Origin of the sequence: Rhodoblastus acidophilus (assembly GCF_009720655.1) — a bacterium.
Taxonomy (GTDB): domain Bacteria; phylum Pseudomonadota; class Alphaproteobacteria; order Rhizobiales; family Beijerinckiaceae; genus Rhodoblastus; species Rhodoblastus acidophilus_A.
Genome location: NZ_WNKS01000011.1, coordinates 1 through 15,800 on the forward strand (window position 1 = coordinate 1; position 15,800 = coordinate 15,800).

General features: G+C 64.7%; 20 protein-coding genes and 1 tRNA gene. 14 read left to right on the forward strand and 7 right to left on the reverse strand.

Translation table 11 applies throughout. From position 1 onward, the window contains the following. Nucleotides 1-411: 411 nt before the first annotated feature. Nucleotides 412-496, reverse strand: a tRNA-Leu gene (locus tag GJ654_RS12540). A 149-nt stretch (nt 497-645) separates the two neighbouring features. Between GJ654_RS12540 and GJ654_RS12545 the strand changes: the two genes are divergently transcribed. Further along, entirely contained in the window at nt 646-1,227 is a 582-nt protein-coding gene (locus tag GJ654_RS12545; RefSeq protein WP_155446501.1) for a YqaA family protein, read from the forward strand. Then, nucleotides 1,224-1,709: a disulfide bond formation protein B gene (locus GJ654_RS12550; RefSeq protein WP_155446502.1), complete on the forward strand. Its 486-nt coding sequence runs from the start codon at nt 1,224-1,226 to the stop codon at nt 1,707-1,709. The genes GJ654_RS12545 and GJ654_RS12550 overlap by 4 nt, the downstream gene beginning before the upstream one ends. A gap of 95 nt (nt 1,710-1,804) precedes the next feature. Here the strand turns inward: GJ654_RS12550 and GJ654_RS12555 are convergent, their stop codons facing one another. Beyond that, a complete protein-coding gene (locus GJ654_RS12555; protein ID WP_264586260.1) occupies nt 1,805-2,668 on the reverse strand; it encodes a methyltransferase domain-containing protein in 864 nt (287 codons plus the stop codon). A gap of 83 nt (nt 2,669-2,751) precedes the next feature. On the opposite strand from GJ654_RS12555, the gene GJ654_RS12560 reads away from it, so the two are divergent. From GJ654_RS12560 to GJ654_RS12580, 5 genes are all read left to right on the forward strand, one after another. Next, nucleotides 2,752-3,525: a ComF family protein gene (locus tag GJ654_RS12560; RefSeq protein WP_155446504.1), complete on the forward strand. Its 774-nt coding sequence runs from the start codon at nt 2,752-2,754 to the stop codon at nt 3,523-3,525. Nucleotides 3,526-3,576: 51 nt separating this feature from the next. Beyond that, on the forward strand, nt 3,577-3,834 hold the full coding sequence (gene grxC, locus GJ654_RS12565) for a glutaredoxin 3 (RefSeq protein WP_155446505.1): 258 nt from the start codon (nt 3,577-3,579) through the stop codon (nt 3,832-3,834). A 5-nt stretch (nt 3,835-3,839) separates the two neighbouring features. Next, a complete protein-coding gene (locus GJ654_RS12570) occupies nt 3,840-4,292 on the forward strand; it encodes a DUF1178 family protein (RefSeq protein WP_155446506.1) in 453 nt (150 codons plus the stop codon). Between the two features lie 77 nt (nt 4,293-4,369). Continuing rightward, nucleotides 4,370-4,663 carry a hypothetical protein gene (locus GJ654_RS12575; RefSeq protein WP_155446507.1) on the forward strand — a complete coding sequence of 98 codons (294 nt, stop codon included), beginning with the start codon at nt 4,370-4,372 and terminating at the stop codon, nt 4,661-4,663. A gap of 49 nt (nt 4,664-4,712) precedes the next feature. Then, nucleotides 4,713-5,873, forward strand: coding sequence for a DNA cytosine methyltransferase (locus GJ654_RS12580; RefSeq protein ID WP_155446508.1), 1,161 nt, complete (start codon nt 4,713-4,715; stop codon nt 5,871-5,873). Nucleotides 5,874-5,876: 3 nt separating this feature from the next. Here GJ654_RS12580 and GJ654_RS12585 read toward each other — a convergent pair whose 3' ends face one another. From GJ654_RS12585 to GJ654_RS12600, 4 genes are all read right to left on the reverse strand, one after another. Continuing rightward, nucleotides 5,877-6,605 carry a DUF1614 domain-containing protein gene (locus tag GJ654_RS12585; protein ID WP_264586261.1) on the reverse strand — a complete coding sequence of 243 codons (729 nt, stop codon included), beginning with the start codon at nt 6,603-6,605 and terminating at the stop codon, nt 5,877-5,879. Nucleotides 6,606-6,619: 14 nt separating this feature from the next. Further along, on the reverse strand, nt 6,620-6,838 hold the full coding sequence (locus GJ654_RS12590; RefSeq protein WP_155446509.1) for a hypothetical protein: 219 nt from the start codon (nt 6,836-6,838) through the stop codon (nt 6,620-6,622). A 107-nt stretch (nt 6,839-6,945) separates the two neighbouring features. Continuing rightward, nucleotides 6,946-7,563 (reverse strand): uracil-DNA glycosylase family protein, encoded by a 618-nt coding sequence (locus tag GJ654_RS12595; protein WP_155446510.1) that lies wholly within the window; start codon nt 7,561-7,563, stop codon nt 6,946-6,948. A 6-nt stretch (nt 7,564-7,569) separates the two neighbouring features. Beyond that, the gene (locus GJ654_RS12600) at nt 7,570-8,181 is read right to left on the reverse strand and encodes a glutathione S-transferase family protein (RefSeq protein ID WP_264586262.1); all 612 of its coding nucleotides are present in this window, start codon (nt 8,179-8,181) and stop codon (nt 7,570-7,572) included. A 118-nt stretch (nt 8,182-8,299) separates the two neighbouring features. On the opposite strand from GJ654_RS12600, the gene GJ654_RS12605 reads away from it, so the two are divergent. The 7 genes from GJ654_RS12605 to GJ654_RS12635 all read left to right on the forward strand — a co-directional run bounded on the left by GJ654_RS12605 (nt 8,300) and on the right by GJ654_RS12635 (nt 14,555). Further along, on the forward strand, nt 8,300-9,838 hold the full coding sequence (locus GJ654_RS12605; protein WP_155446511.1) for a sensor histidine kinase: 1,539 nt from the start codon (nt 8,300-8,302) through the stop codon (nt 9,836-9,838). 274 nt (nt 9,839-10,112) lie between these two features. Continuing rightward, nucleotides 10,113-10,577, forward strand: a complete 465-nt coding sequence (locus GJ654_RS12610) for a TerB family tellurite resistance protein (protein ID WP_155446512.1) — start codon at nt 10,113-10,115, stop codon at nt 10,575-10,577. Nucleotides 10,578-10,596: 19 nt separating this feature from the next. Further along, nucleotides 10,597-10,908, forward strand: coding sequence for a DUF1476 domain-containing protein (locus GJ654_RS12615; protein WP_155446513.1), 312 nt, complete (start codon nt 10,597-10,599; stop codon nt 10,906-10,908). A gap of 9 nt (nt 10,909-10,917) precedes the next feature. After that, nucleotides 10,918-11,247, forward strand: a complete 330-nt coding sequence (locus tag GJ654_RS12620) for a hypothetical protein (RefSeq protein ID WP_196305542.1) — start codon at nt 10,918-10,920, stop codon at nt 11,245-11,247. Nucleotides 11,248-11,284: 37 nt separating this feature from the next. Then, complete coding sequence (locus GJ654_RS12625) at nt 11,285-12,007, forward strand: TerC family protein (protein ID WP_155446514.1); 723 nt, start codon at nt 11,285-11,287, stop codon at nt 12,005-12,007. Further along, complete coding sequence (locus GJ654_RS12630) at nt 12,004-12,642, forward strand: DNA-3-methyladenine glycosylase (RefSeq protein WP_155446515.1); 639 nt, start codon at nt 12,004-12,006, stop codon at nt 12,640-12,642. Before GJ654_RS12625 ends, GJ654_RS12630 begins: the two co-directional genes overlap by 4 nt. 398 nt (nt 12,643-13,040) lie before the next feature. Then, on the forward strand, nt 13,041-14,555 hold the full coding sequence (locus tag GJ654_RS12635) for an arylsulfatase B (protein WP_155446516.1): 1,515 nt from the start codon (nt 13,041-13,043) through the stop codon (nt 14,553-14,555). A gap of 98 nt (nt 14,556-14,653) precedes the next feature. On the opposite strand, the gene GJ654_RS12640 is transcribed toward GJ654_RS12635, so the two are convergent. Then, nucleotides 14,654-15,613 carry an AraC family transcriptional regulator gene (locus GJ654_RS12640; RefSeq protein ID WP_155446517.1) on the reverse strand — a complete coding sequence of 320 codons (960 nt, stop codon included), beginning with the start codon at nt 15,611-15,613 and terminating at the stop codon, nt 14,654-14,656. Nucleotides 15,614-15,800: the final 187 nt, after the last annotated feature.

Sequence of the window (15,800 nt, forward strand, 5' to 3'; positions counted from 1 at the left end):
CTCCGCCAGTGAGACGAATCGGCAGGATAGCAAAGCTCACGCGACGACCAATCTGAGAAAAACGTGACTCAGTAGAACTTGCGCCAAGTCATTTTGCTTCCCCGCGAAGCGTTAGGAGAGCCGCCAGAGCTACGAGCCGTTGGGAGTGACGGGCAAAAAGAGCCAGCCGCCATCCGTCAGCTTGTAAGGGTTCTGATTCGGCTTAGCGTTCCTGATTTCCTATTCGGTGAGCGGCATTGCTGGTATCGCCCTCGCTGGTATCGCTGCGCTACCATCAAATGTACCAGCAATTTTCGTGGATACCAGCGCACGACCTAGAACGGTTGCGGACGCGAAGAAGGCCAAAACCCGCGATTTACTTGGGCTTTTCAGACCATTAAGAACAATTTCGGACGGTTCGGGATGGCGTTGTGGTGCCCCTGGCCGGGATCGAACCAGCACTCCTTGCGGAACTCGATTTTGAGTCGAGCGCGTCTACCAATTCCGCCACAGGGGCTCTCGAGCGAAAATCACCCGAAGCGGCCGGGACTATAGCGCGCAAACTTCGCCCGTCAATCGTCTCTCTCGCAAAGTTCACGCCCCCGCTGTGGTCAGCGCAGCGCGCCGATGCTAAGAGGGCGCCGACCAACAAGCGGCGGAAACAGAATGTTCGAAAAACTGTATAATTGGACCATTTCCCTCGCCGAAAGTCGCCACGCCACTTGGGCGCTCGCCGGCGTCGCCTTCGCCGAAAGCTCGATCTTTCCGCTGCCGCCCGACCTCCTGCTGCTGCCCATGTCGCTCGCCCAGCCGAAAAAGGCCTGGTTCTACGCCGCGGTCTGCACAGTCGCCTCCGTGCTCGGCGGCGCAGCGGGCTACGCCATCGGCGCGCTGCTGTACGACACCCTGGGGCAGTGGATCATCAATCTCTACGGCTATGCCGCCAAAATGGACGCGCTCAAGGCGTTCTATGCGCAATGGGGCTGGGCCTTCATCCTCGTCAAGGGCCTCACCCCCATCCCCTACAAGCTCGTCACCATCGTCAGCGGTCTGCTCGCCTACAATTTCGCCCTGTTCATGGCGCTGTCGCTGATCACGCGCGGCGCGCGCTTCTTCATCCTGGCGGCGGCGATGAACCAGTTCGGCGACCTGTTCCGCTACTGGATGGAAAAGCATTTTGGAACTTTTGTGATCGGCCTGCTCGCCATAGTCGTCCTGGGCTTCTACCTCGCCGCGAAGATCGCATGACGCTTAAAGCCGTTCATACGGCCGGGCTGATCCTCGCCGCCGCCGCCCTTGGCTTGATCGGCGCCTGGACGTTTGAGGTCCTGGGCTACGAGCCCTGCGAACTGTGCCTGAAGGAGCGCTACGCATTCTACGCCGCCTTGCCCTTGGCGACGGCGGGGATTTTCCTCGCCCGCAACGCGCCGCCGGCCGCCGCCAAGGTCGTCTTGGCGCTGCTCGCGCTCATTTTCGCCGCCAACGCCGCGCTGGCGTTTTTTCATACCGGCGTCGAGTGGAAGCTTTGGGCGGGCCCCGCCGAGTGCGCCGGCGATTTCGTCAAGCCGGCGACGATGGAGGAATTCCGGCGGCAGTTGCAGAACATTCATGTGGTGCGCTGCGACGAACCCGCGCTGAAAATTTTCGGATTGTCGCTGGCGTTCTGGAATTTTCTGTTTTCCGCCGCGCTCAGCGCGCTCGCGGGCCTTGGCGCTTTCGCCAAGCGCTAGAGCTTTTTCACGTTTCATGGAAACATGAAAAAGCTATAGATTCTTATTTTAACGCATTTTCAAGCGAACCGGCATCCACTTCGCTTGAAAATGCTCTAAAACTGGCTCTTGTCGCCGAGCACGCTGGACAGCGGAACCTGCGCCGAGCCCGGTCGCAGCGGCTTTTGCTGGCTTTCATGCGGCGCCCAGCCGGACAGCCACAAAATCTCGACGCTGGCGCGAATGCGGCCGTCGGGGTCCGCGAAATCCTGCTGATAGAGTTCGGCGGCGCGCAACAGCACGCTGCGTTTCAGCGGCCGCCGCGCGCCCGCCGCCAGAATATTGGTCGCGCCCATGCCCCGCAGGTCGCGCAGCAGCGAGAATAAATTGTCGTAACGAACGGTGAACGCATCGCAATCGGCCACCGGCAGGCCGAAGCCGGCGCGTTGCAGCAGGCCGCCGAGGTCGCGCAGATCGACGAAGGGAAAGACGCGCGGGCTGGCGCCGCCCTCGACCTCCTCCTGCGCTTGCGTCAGGCAGTGGCGCAATTCCAAAAAACTCTGGCCGCCGACCATGGCCGCGAGCAAAAGGCCGTCCGGCGCGAGACTGCGGCGCAACTGGGCGAAGGCGCCGGGTAAATCGTTGACCCATTGCAGCGACAGCGCGCTGAAGACGAGGTCGAATTTTTCCGGCGCGAACGGCAAGAACTCCTCGTCGATCACCAGGTCGGCGCCCGTTGCGGTTTCCAGGCTGGGCGCGGCGCGAACAATCGTGCGCCCCGGCGCGCACAGGGCGTTCGCGGTCGCGGGATGCGGCGAGCCATAGTCAAGGGCGCGCGGAAAAGCGCGGGAAACGCCCGCCAGCCGATAGACAAAATCCTCGGCGACGCGATGCGCCAGGAAATCGCAGGGGCCGCGCGCGGCGCGGGCGAGGCGGCGGCGCAGCAGGGCGCGGTCGAAAATGTGCGGCGGATGGGACACGGCCCCTATATGCGCCTGCTGGCCGCGCGTGAAAAGCTGCGGGCGCAACAATCTTGCGCGCCGAAGCGGGTTAGGATGGCGCCATGTCTTTGCTCGCTTCCGGCCTCGGCGCGATCCGGCGCGCCGGCGTTTTGGCGCTCGACCTGCTCTATCCCCCGGCCTGCCTGTCCTGCCGGCGCGCCATCGCCGCGCATGGCGGCCTGTGTCCGGACTGCTGGCGCGCGATGCGGTTTATCGAAAGGCCGTATTGCGAGCGGCTGGGGACGCCGTTCGAGAGCGCGTTTTTGGCCGGCGCCGTCTCGCCCGAGGCGCAGGCCGACCCGCCTGTTTTCAATCGGCTGCGCGCCGTCGCCTGTTTCGAGGCGGGGCCGACCCGCACGCTGGTCCATCGGCTGAAATACGGCGACCGCCACGAACTCGCCGCGCCGATGGGGCGATGGATGGCCCGGGCGGGGGAAGACTTGCTCGATGACGCCGACCTGCTGATTCCCGTGCCGTTGCACCGCCAGCGACTGGCCCTCCGCCGCTTCAACCAGTCGGTCGCCCTGGCGCGGCAAATTTCTCGGGTTTCGGGCGTTCCCCTCGATACGGGGCTGCTCGTCCGCGTCAAACCGACGCCGCCGCAGGTCGGGCTCAACCGCAAGCTGCGCGCCGCCAACATGCAGGGCGCTTTTGCCGTGGCGCCGCGCCGAAAGGGCGAGCTGGCGGGCAGGCGGCTGGTGCTGGTGGACGATGTCGCCACCTCCGGCGCCACCTTGAACGCCGCCGCGCGCGCGCTGCTGCGCGCCGGAGCGGAGCGAGTGGACGCCCTGGTGTTCGCAAGAGTTGTGACAGAGCCGCGAAACGCGTCTATATAACGGCTCCGTCAGGGGCCTGAATCAGCGGACAGCGGGAGAGTTTTGTCGTCGATGCCGAAAGTCGAGATTTACACCACCGCGACCTGTCCTTATTGCATGCGCGCGAAAATGCTTCTCGCGGAGAAGAATGTGAGCTTCACCGAGATTTCCGTCGACGGCGACCCGGTTCTGCGTGGGACGATGACGCAACGCGCCCAGGGCCGAACCACCGTGCCGCAGATTTTTATCGGCGACCGGCATGTGGGCGGCTGCGACGATCTCTACGCGCTGGAGTCGGACGGCGCCCTCGATTCTCTTCTCGCCGGCTGAACCTCATGATCCGCTTCTCCCTCGTCTGCGACAATGCGCATGAGTTCGAGAGCTGGTTCGCCAGCAACGAGTCCTACGAATTCCAGATCGAGAACGATTTGGTTGCCTGCCCGCATTGCAACAGCCTCAAGATCAGTAAGGCGGTGATGGCGCCGGCGGTGGCGCGCAAGGATCGCGGCGAGCGCGCCCAGAAGCCGGAAGAGGTCAAGCAGAGCGTGGCGCTGGTGAACGACGCCAGCGGCGAATTGCGCCGGCTGGCGCGCGAGCTGCACGAAAAGATCGTCGCCGCCACGGTGGACGTGGGTGAAAAATTTCCCGACGAAGCCCGGCGCATTCACGAGGGCGAGGCGCCGGATCGGGCGATTCGCGGCCAGGCTTCCCTGGAAGAGGCGCGGGCGCTGCTCGAGGACGGGGTGGCGATCATGCCCATGCCGACGCTGCCGGATAAGCGGGGGTGAATTTTTCACAATTCCCTTGCTTTCCGGGTTAGAACAAAATATGAACATTGTAGCGAAGGCGCAACGAGGAGGCGGAAATGGCCCGCAGCGCTCTGACCCTGCATTCCGGCGGAGGCCGGCCACTCCCCTCGGATTGGCGGGACTGGCTCGACAGGCTGCCTGACGACTTGCGCGACGCCTATGAGGAGCGCGCGGCGCTGATCGAGTTCGACGGCGGCGAGAAACGCCGCACGGCCGAGCGCCGCGCCTTCGAATGCGTCGTCTGGCGCAACGAACGCGCGAGACGGCGCCTGGAGGCGGGGCGTTCGCAGGCCCCCGCAGCCTTCGGCGACGCTTGCTGTGCGCAAGTTTCCGCCGGGGCTGGCGCCTGAACCGCGCTTGTGACCTGATGAGCGGGCTGATTCGCTCCTCCCGCAAGACATGACCAGAACCTATTACGAATTCTTCGCCGGCGGCGGCATGGCGCGGCTTGGGCTCGGGCCTGGCTGGACCTGCCTGTTCGCCAATGATTTCGACCCCGAAAAAGCCGAGAGCTATCGCGCCAATTGGGGGGGGGAGGAATTTGTTTGCCGCGATCTTGCGGAGGTCGGCGTCGATCAATTGCCCGGCGCGGTCGATTTGGCCTGGGCCTCGTTCCCCTGCCAGGATCTTTCGCTCGCCGGAAACGGCAGGGGCATGGGCGGCGCGCAGGATGAAGTGAAGACCCGCTCCGGGGCCTTCTGGCTGTTCCACGCCAAGATGCGCGCGCTGCGGGCGGAGCGTCGCGCGCCAAAACTGATCGTGCTGGAAAACGTTTCCGGCGTCCTCACCTCACGTGGCGGACGCGATTTTTGCGCCGTCGTCGCGGCCTTGGGCGATCTCGGCTATCGCGTTGGCGCTTTTGTTCTCGACGCCCGCTTGTTTACGCCGCAATCGCGGCCCCGCGTGTTCTTCATCGCCGCCCGCGACGATTCCTTCGCACGCGCCTACGCTGCGCCAGCGCCCGAAAATTTATGGACCCCCCCAGCCCTCCTGGCGGCGCATAGCCGTCTTCCGCCAGAACAAGCCGCGCGCTGGCTGTGGTGGCGCCTGCCAAAGCCGGCGCTGCGCAATGTCGAACTGATCGACCTCCTGGAGGAAGAACCGGAGCAGGCGTGCTGGCGCTCGTCCGCCGCCACGCAAAAACTGCTCGACCTGATGGCGCCGGCGCATCTGGAAAAAATCCGCGAGGCGCAGGCGTCGGGCCTGCGTGTCGTCGGGGCCGTCTACCGGCGCACCCGCATCGACGAGCGCGGACGCAAGGCGCAACGCGCGGAGGTTCGCTTCGACGGCATGGCCGGCTGCCTGCGCACGCCTGGCGGGGGGTCGTCGCGCCAGATCCTGATGGAGGTCCAGGGCGAGTCCATCCGCTCGCGGCTGCTGTCGCCGCGCGAGTCGGCGCGGCTGATGGGCCTGCCCGACAGCTACATCCTGCCGCGCAACGCCACCCAGGCTTATAAGCTTTGCGGCGACGGCTTGTGCGCGCCGGTGATCCGCCACCTCGCGCAAAACCTGCTGGAGCCGCTGCTCGACGGCGAGGCCAGCCTTGCCGCCGCTGAATAGCTGCTAGGAACCTCCAGCGGGCTGTCCTCGCTGCGCAACGCTCGCCAGCAGCACCGCCAACAAGCCGGTGACAAAAATGCCATCGAACGTCCCGGCGCCGCCGATGGAGGCGACGGGCGCGCCGAGCGCGGGGAACAGGCCGAGGTTGAGGATGTCGGCGCCCAGGAGCACGCCGAGGCTGCCGCCGACATAGGCCAGCGGCGCAATCTCCTCCCACGAGACGATGGCCGCGACCAGCGCGGCGGCGATGGGTGGCACGAAGATCGGCAGGGCGATGCCGACGCCGCGCACCGGCTCCGCCAGCATGTGGCAGATCACGGTGATAATGGCCGTCGCGATCAGCGCGCGTCCAAAAAATTTGCGCTGGACGATCAGATAGAGCGAGAGAAGCGTGGGGATCAGCCCGCCCCCGACATTGATGGCCAAAATCATCCCCGGTTCGTTCACCACTTCGGGCACGATGTAGCGCATGCCGAAATAGGTGATCTCTCCGGGCTGGACGATCTCGCCGCCGCCCAGTTCCGCAATGGGGATGTTGATGTAGGAGCCGAGCAGCGAGGCCGCGAGCAGAAGCAAGGCCCAGCCGGAGGAGACGCCAAGCCGCATGTAGGCGAAGCGAAGAATTTTGACTTGAACGAAAATCAGCAGCAGCGCCAGCGCGAGCGCCAGAAGCGCGAACAACGGCCACGCCAGGGGGAGATAGTACTGCGCGTGGCCCCAATGGGCGTCCACGAGGCCTCCTCAGGTCAGGACGACGCCTTTTCGCTCGCCGCCGGCTCGAAGGCCTCGGCGGGCGCCCCCCATACAAATAATTCGGGACCGAATTGCACGTCAAGCCTTTGCGCGCCGGCGCCGCGCAACAGCCGGTAGCGGCAAAGCACGGCCCCCTCGGCGCCATTGGGAAGATTGAGGCGTCTTGCGAAGGGCGAGGCGGTTTTCAGGCGGACTTTTTCACCGGTGATCATGACGGCCGCTCTAAAACACGTTGCACTGGGGCGCGACGTTACGCCGCATATGTCATGATATTGCCGCAATGCAGCATGTCCAGCCCAAAGATGGAGCAAATTGGAGATTAAATCAGCTTTCCAACGGCTTTTCGTAGCGGAAACAGGATGTCCGCCTCAAACCAGCTGTTGCGCCGCAGCCATCCGGTGTTGCGCCAAGAGGGATGGGGCAGGGCGATCAGCCTCGGTTCCTGTTGCGGCGCCGCAAACAGACGCACCCATTCCTCCAGCGGCGCCTTGCGGTCGCAGGCGTAGCCCAGACGCTCCGCGTGGTAGGCGATCGCGGCGCGCCCCACCGCCACGACAAGCTCCACCTGCGCCATCCGGGCGAACAATTGGTCGTGCCAGAGGGCGCGGCATTCGCGACGTGGCGGCAGATCGGCTCCGCGCGCGTCATAGCCGGGAAAGCAAAACCCCATGGCGGCGACGGCGACGCGGGACGCATCGTAGAACTTTTCGCGGTCGAGCCCCAGCCAGAGGCGCAGGCGGTCGCCGGAGGCGTCGTCGAAGGGCAGGCCGCTGGCGTGAACCCGCGCGCCCGGCGCCTGCCCGGCGATCAGCAGCCGCGCCGTGGCGGACACGCGCACCACCGGACGGGGCGCATGCGGCAAGGGCGCGCCGATCGGGTTTTCCACGCAGACGCGGCAGGCGTCGATCCGCGCGACCAGCGCAGCCAGATCGTCCATGGCGCCTCAGGCCGCAGCGCTCGGCCGCGCCGATGCTTCGGCGCGCCAGCGCGCGAAATTCTTCAGATCGTCCGGGAAGGCGATGCGCGCCGATTTCGAAAAATCCGCCGCCACCAGCGCCGTGATGTCGGCGATGGTGAAATTTTCGCCGGCGATATAGGGCTGCTTCGCCAGTTCGTCATCGAGAAATCTCGCAAAACTGAGGGCGCGCGGCTTGTTCACCTCCGCCCATGCGGCGATCTGCGGTTTTTCCATTTCCGCCATATGGGGGTGGCTGTGGCGGAAGGCGTGGGTGATGGGCGCAAAAAACTCGAGCTCCACCCGTCGATTCCACATGTCCACCCGCGCCCGCTCCAGCGCATCGCGGCCGAACAGCGTCGGCTCCGGCCAAAGCTCTTCGATGTAGCGGCAGATGGCCACGGATTCCGTCAGAATTTCCCCGGAGTCGAGCTCCAGCGCCGGCGTGCGCTGCAACGGATTCACTGCGGAAAATTCGGCGCTCCTGTGCTCCAGTCTGCCGAGGTCAATGCTGACCTTGGGAATGGAAAGACCCTTTTCGGCGAGGAAGATGCGGACGCGCCGAGGATTGGGCGCAAAGGGGGAATCGAAGAGTTTCACAGGCGTCTCCGAGATATCGCGGCAAAGGCGCGAATGATTTTAAAGAAAACGTCAGCCGATCCTTAAGCATTTTCCGCCAGGATCGGCGATCACTTTTGTTCGTCCGGTTTGCGTCAGCATGGAGCATGTCACCGCCGAAATGATAGCGCGCGGCCGGTCCGACGGCCGTTCGACGGAGCGTCGGCGCATGGCCAATCGCCTGCGCGAGGCCCGCGAGCGGCTGAGTTCGGCCGGCGCCGGAAACGTCAATTTCGACATCGAGCTGCTGCGCCTCTACGCCGAGGGCCGTCTCGCCGCCATCGTGCCGCAGATCATGCTCTGCCAGGCCATCGGGGCGATGACCACCCTGTGGGTCCCGACGCTGGTCGTGCTCGTCTGGCTCTGCTTCACCCTCAGCGCCCTGGCGCTCGCCTGCCTGCTCGCCCGGCGCTTTCTCAAACTCGACCGGAGCGAGCGCGACGCCCGCGCCTGGTACGCGCGCTTCACCTTCGCAGAAGCGGTCAACGGCGTGGCCTGGGCCAGCCTCGCCCTGGTCATGACCGGCGTCAACGATCATTGGGCGACCACCTATGTGATGGTGGTGTTCATGCTGGCGGCTGGCATCCACACGGTGGTCGCGGCCTTCGTGCCCGCCGCCGTCTTCGCGGTGCTCACCCCGCTCGCCGCAGGCGTGGTGTTCTACATGGCGCCGACCACGCTGCAGGGGCCGGTTGCGCCGCTGACCTTGCTCGCCTGCTCGACGCTGCTCTATTTCGCCATCCTCGCTCGGCGTATTTACGCCAGCCATGTCGACTCCCTTGCGTTGCAGGCGGAGAAGGACATGCTGATCGCCGAACTGGAGCAGGCCAAGGCGATTTCCGACGAGGCGCGCCGCCGCGCCGAGGAGGCCAGTCTGGCGAAATCCCGCTTCCTCGCCACCATGTCGCATGAATTGCGCACGCCGCTGAACGCCATTCTCGGCTTTTCCGAGGTGATGAAGAACGAGCTGTTCGGCGCCCATGCCGTGGCGGCCTACCGCGACTACAGCAACGACATCCATTCGAGCGGCGCGCATCTGCTGACCCTCATCAACGAAATCCTCGACCTGTCGCGGGTCGAGGCGGGGCGCTATGAGCTGCAGGAGGAATCCGTCTCTCTGCCGGGCGTGATCGAGGACTGCATGCGCCTGCTCACTCTGCGCGCCCGCAAGCGCGAGGTGACCATGACCGATGTGGTCGAGCCCAACATGCCGCGCATCTGGGCGGACGAGCGGGCGCTGCGCCAGATCGCGCTCAACCTGCTCACCAATGCGATCAAGTTCACGCCGCCCGGCGGTCAGGTCACCGTCAAGGTGGGCTGGACCAGGGTCGGCGGCCAGTATTTTTCCGTCAAGGACACAGGCCCCGGCATTCCCCAGGAGGAAATCCCGATCATCATGTCCTCGTTCGGACGCGGCTCTATGGCGCAGAAGAACGCCGACGAGGGGACAGGTCTGGGCCTGCCCATCGTCAAGGGTCTTGTGGAGCTGCATGGCGGAAAGTTCACGCTGCGCTCGAAGCTGCGCGAAGGCACGGAAGTTTTGGTGATCCTGCCGCCAGAGCGGGTGATGAACTCGTTGCCGCAGATGGAGCTCCCCCGGAGCGCGGAACGCAGGCAGGGCTTGCGCGGCGCGGCCTGAGGCCCGCGACGGCGTTCTGCTGGCCTCCAACTTCATTTTCAGAGGCCGCCCACTTGTGGAGCGGCTTCAAAGCCTTTAGACTAGAACTATAAATTGAATCCGGGCCCCTCTGGCGAGGACCCCGACGCAAGTCGGGCAACCTCGCGATGTCGGATCGCCGATCCCGCGCTTGTGCGCCGGAAGCGGTCGATGTCGTGGGCCTGCATGTTCTGCAAACTCCCGACCAGGCCAGTCAGCTTTCGCAACGCACACGGCGCCAGCATAAGGAACCGTGATGTCGAAGCATCGATCAAGGTGGCGGTCGCAGCAATGGCGCGCCGAACTCACCGCCGCATACCAGGAAAACCGCGAAGACGAACTGCTTGACCTCATCGTTGCGGCGGCGGCGCTGACGGCGCGCGCCGATGGACGGGTGGAGGAGGTCGAGCGCGCCCAGTTGCTCGATTTTCTCGATCGGCGCGACCTGCTCTGGATGCGCGACAGCGAGGAAATTCTCGCCCAGTTCGAGCGCTGCGCCAGCGCGCCGGACGAACACCTCTCAACCCTTTCGCGCCTGCGCCGCTACCGGGACAGCCGGGCGGCGGAGCTCATCCTCGGGGTCTGCGACGAAGTCGCGGCCGCCGATTGCCGCCTCGATCCGCGCGAGGATCGGGTTCTGCGTTTGGTCCGGGCCAGTCTCGACGGCGGCGCGGTGGCGGCGCCGGCGACAGCGCGCCGGCTCGCGCCGCAAATCCATTGAAACAACACAGGAGGTTCTCATGAATAAATCGCTCAGCGACCGCGCCAAGGGGCAAGAGGCCGCGTTCATGCACAAGGAGGAAATGGCGTTTCGGGTCACCGCGCGCCGCAACCGGCTGTTCGGGCTGTGGGCGGCGGGCAAGCTCGGGCTGTCAGGCGAAGCGGCGGAAGCCTACGCCCTCGTCGTCATCGCCTCGGATTTCCAGGCGCCCGGCGACGAGGACGTCATTGGCAAGGTTTTGGGCGACCTCGCCGGAAAAGCTTCCGAAGCCGAGGTGCGGGCGGAATTCGAGCGCGCCGCCGTCGAAGCGGGCCGGCAGCTTTCCGCCTGAGGCGGGTCTTTGGCCGAGGTGGGCGGTAACGCCCGCCTCGGCGAAGCCTTTCCCACGAGGGGCAACATGGATAAAAGATCGCTGCGCGTGTGGTTCGAAAAATTGCGTCATCCCGAGCGGCGCTGGCTGCGTGTGCCGATCGGGATTGCGCTGATTCTCGGAGGAACCGTCGGCTTCCTGCCGGTCGTCGGGTTCTGGATGATCCCTCTTGGGTTGTCCCTGCTCGCGCTCGATTTCCCGGCGGCGGCGAAAGCCAATCGCTGGATCGAACGGAAAGTCCGCGCCGGCCTCGTCTGGGCCAGACGACGCGGGCTGCTGCGGCGGCGCAACTCAGACTGACGGCGCCGCTGCGGGGCGCAGAATTGATGGAAACGCAATGGACTATTTCAGCGCCGCTTTCTCTATTCCGCTGCTGGAAATCATCTGGATCGACATTCTGCTCTCCGGCGACAATGCCGTCGTCATCGCGATGGCCTGTCGATCCTTGCCGGCGCATCGCCAGAAACTCGGGATCGGGCTCGGCGCCGCCACCGCCGTCATCCTCCGCATCATCTTCGCGACCATCATCACCCAGTTGCTCGCCGTTCCCTATCTGCGCATTGCGGGCGGAGCGCTGCTGCTCTGGATCGCCATCAAGCTGGTCAAGGCCGAGGAGGAGGATGAGAACCATGTCGCGGCCCATGAAACCCTGTTCGGCGCCGTGCGCACCATCGCCCTCGCCGATCTCGTCATGAGCCTGGACAATGTGGTCGCCGTCGCCGCCGCGTCCAAGGGACACATCCAGCTGTTTGTGATCGGTCTCCTGATCTCCATTCCCTTCGTCGTGGGCGGGGCGTCGCTGATTTCGGGGCTGATCCAGAGGTTTCCCGCGCTCATCTGGTTTGGCGGCGCGCTGCTTGGCTGGATTTCCGGCGAGATGATCGCCAGCGATCCCTTGGTTATCGGGCTCACGCAGGGCGGCAGCGCCGCGCACGGCTCTTACGAAGCCTACATCGCGCCCGTTCTCGGCGCCGCGATTGTCGTCGCCGTCGGCCAATTCCTCTCCAGAAGGAAAACGCGCGACAGGAACGCGCGGGAGTGTGCGACAGGTTCAGAATGAACAGGGAGCGGCCTCCGACGCTCGCCAGGTCGGCGAACGAGCGTGTCGCGCTCGCTCAGGCCGACCTGCCGGTCGATACGATCGCCCTTGCCACTTATCTCCTTGGGAAGATCGTGGCGCGCGCTCTGCCTGAAGGTCTGGTCAGCGGCCGCATCGTCGAGACCGAGGCCTATGTCGTCGGCGACGCCGCAAGCCACGCCTTTCGCGGCATGACCGCCCGGAATCGCGCGATGTTTCTGGAGCGCGGGCGCGCCTATGTCTATCTCGCCTATGGCAGCTCATACATGCTGAACGTGTCGAGCGAGACGCCCGGCGTCGGCGCCGCCGTTCTGATCAGGGCGATCGAGCCGCTCGCAGGCATTTCGATCATGACGCAAAATCGCGGCGATGCGCCCTTGCGCGATCTGGCGCGCGGACCGGGGCGGCTTGCCGCCGCCTTGCGGATCGATCGTGGGCTCGACGGGATCGATCTTTGCCAGCAAGGCCCTTTGTGGCTGGGATGCGACGATTTTCAGCCTAACGAAATCGGGCGGAGCGCGCGGATCGGAATCACGCGGGACGCGGATCGCCTCCTGCGCTTCTATCTCCGGGGCAGTCCGTTCGTCAGCGGTCCGCGATCGCTGAATATCGCATGACCCATGCATGGCCGCGCAAATCCCTTTCGGCAAAAGCGTGCGTTGTGCGCGGGCGCGGCGGGAGAAGCGGCAGCCTTATTTTTCATCTGACGTTTCGCTCTGGCGCGAAATGGCAATGCGGCGGCCCGGCTTATGCGCTAGCCTAGCCAGACTCATCAATTGAGGAACTGACAAAATCAATCGAGGAGCTGACACGCGCTGAAGTCCCGGGTCACGGCGCGTCCGTGCGCCGCTCAGTCATACGATTTCCGAAGGATCAATTCGGAAATCGTATTCCGCTCGCGCGGAAATCCGCCCTTCGCCTGAAGGATTTCCGCGCGATTTCGTTTTCGCGGATCGCGAAGCGATCTTGCGGAAACCGTATCATAGGCGCGCAGGCTTCAAGACACGGGTGCAACATGTCCGAACAACACAAAGCCGTCCGGATCGATCGCCGGGCCATTTTGAAGGGCGGAACCGCCGTCGCCGCCGTTGGCGCGCTCTCCGGCTGGTTCGGCGCGTCTTGTTCCGCGCGCGCGGAAACGCCGTCGCGTCCGAACATCGTCTATATCGTCTCGGACGACCAGGGCTGGCGCGACGCCGGCTTTAACGGATCCCCTGATATCCGCACCCCCCATCTCGACAAGCTCGCCCGCGGCGGCGCGGTGTTCGACCAGTTTTATGCCCTGCCCATGTGCACGCCGAGCCGCGCCACGCTGATGACCGGCCGCTATCCGTTCCGCTATGGCCTGCAGACCGGCGTCATTCCGTCGGGCGGCGCCTATGGGCTGGCCCTCGACGAATATCTGTTGCCCCAGGCGCTCAACGACGCCGGCTATCGTACGGCCATGGTCGGCAAGTGGCACCTCGGCCATGCCCGACGGGAGTTCTGGCCGAAGCAGCGAGGCTTCGACAGTTTTTACGGCCCGCTGGTGGGTGAGATCGATCACTTCCGCCACACTTCCCATGACGTGGTCGACTGGTACCGCGACAACACGCTGCTGCAGGAGGAAGGCTACGACACCGACCTGTTCGGCGCCGAAGCGGTCAAGATTATTCGAAATCACGACAAGACGACGCCGCTGTTCCTCTATCTGGCGTTCACCGCGCCGCACACGCCCTATCAGGCGCCCAAGGCCTGGCTCGACACATATGCGGATATCGCGGACGATCTGAGACGCGCCTATGCCGCCCAGATCTCGGCCATGGACGACGCCATCGGCAAGGTGGTGACCGCGCTCGACGAGAGCAGGCTGCGACAGAACACGCTGATCGTCTTCCATTCCGACAATGGCGGCACGCGGTCGGCGATGTTCGCCGGCGAATCCGCGGTCAAGGGCGACCTGCCGCCCAACAACGGCGTCTATCGCGACGGAAAGGGCACGCTCTACGAGGGCGGAACCCGCGTCGCCGGTTTTGCCAACTGGCCGGGCGCCATCCAGGCCGGCCACGTCAAGGGGCCGGTCCACATCGCTGATATGTATCCGACGCTTGCGGCGCTCGCCGGGGCGAAGACGGACAAGGCCAAGCCGATGGACGGCATCAACGTCTGGAGCGCCGTCGCCAAGGGCGAGGCCTCGCCGCGCACCGAAGTGGTCTACAATATCGAGCCCTACCGGGTCGGCGTCCGTCAGGGCGACCTCAAACTGATCTGGGCGCCGATCCTGCCCGGAAAACTTGAGCTCTACGATCTCGCGGACGACCCGTCGGAAACGAAAAACCTCGCCGCCGCCAACCCGCAGCAGGTGGAAAAGCTCCAGCGCCGCGCCGAGCAACTCGCCAAAGAGGCCATGCCGCCGCTGCTGTTCGGACAGATGGTCAAGACCACTTTTTCCGCGCCGCCTTCGACGCCGCAGGGGGATCAGCCAGCTTCGCCCTTACCCAAAGCCGCCAGCAAGGGATTTCTGTCCGATCTTGAGCGCGCCGACGACTAGAGCATTTTCAAGCGAAGTGGATGCCGGTTCGCGTGAATAAAATGCGTCAAAACAATAATCTAGAGCTTTTTCATGTTTCCATGAAACGTGAAAAAGCTCTAGAAGCCGCGCGCGTAGGACGACGGGGTTCGCCCCGTCCACCGTCTGAAGGCGCGCACGAAATGCGACGAGTCCGAGTAGCCGAGCGCCATGGCGATCGTGGTCAGATTCGACTGACCCGCGCGCACCATGGCTTGCGCGCGCGTGCGGCGATGCCGGTCGAGCACGCCCTCGAAGGTCGCGCCCTGCGCCTTCAGCCGGCGCTGAAGGGAGCGGCCCGGCATGCCCAAAATTTTCGCCACCTCGGGCAAGCCGATGCCGCCGTGCCCGAGATGGCTTTCCACCATGGTCTCGACCGCCGCGAGCACGCCGGCGTCGGACGGGCGCGCCTCGGGGAGGCCGCCCTCGTCGAAGTCGAGAAGGCTCGCGCCGGAGGAAACCGTGCGCGCCAGCGCCTCGGCATCGAAGCGGATTTCCGCGCGCTGACCCGAACCGAACACCACCGGCGCTCCGAAAAACTCCTCGTAAACCGACGCACGACCGTAACAGGGATGAGGAAAACTCAGACGCAGCGGCCGCCAGCCGTCGCCGATCAGCGTGCGTATGGTGCGGCACATGAAGGCCGCCGCGCCTTCATAGAGCAGATAGACGCCCTCTCCCCACGGAGGTTTCATGGCGTGGGTCCAGACGGCGACGCCATCGACAATCGCCAGGGACAGTTCGGAATCGCCCTCGAGCCGGGGAATGAGCCGGGCGTGTTCGCGCAGACAGTCCAGCAGGGTGCGCCCGGCGACCAGCGCCCATCCGGGAGAGCCGAGCTTGGTCGGGTCGGCCCTGTCGCCGAGATGCAAGCCGAGCTGCGGCAGCCCGACGGACCGCGACGAGGCGTGAAGGGCGGCAAACACCTGGCTTCGCGAAACCACGGCGCCTTCGGCCACATCGCTCAAGCTGCCGACGCCAACGCTCTTGAAAATGGTTTCGGGGGAAACGCCGTGACCTGCCAGAAACTCTGGAAGCATGTGCAGCAAGTTCAGGCGAGCAGGAGCGTAATGGACGATCGAACCCTCTCCATCTCAGAATATGTTCGAGCGAGCATAGCACGACGCCGAACGGAAAAGACAAGTCACGTGTTGTTGAGGCCATCCCGTTGATCTGTCGGTCGCAGCCGTGATCGAGGAAGGTTCTTAGATGTCAAAGAGAAAAGCA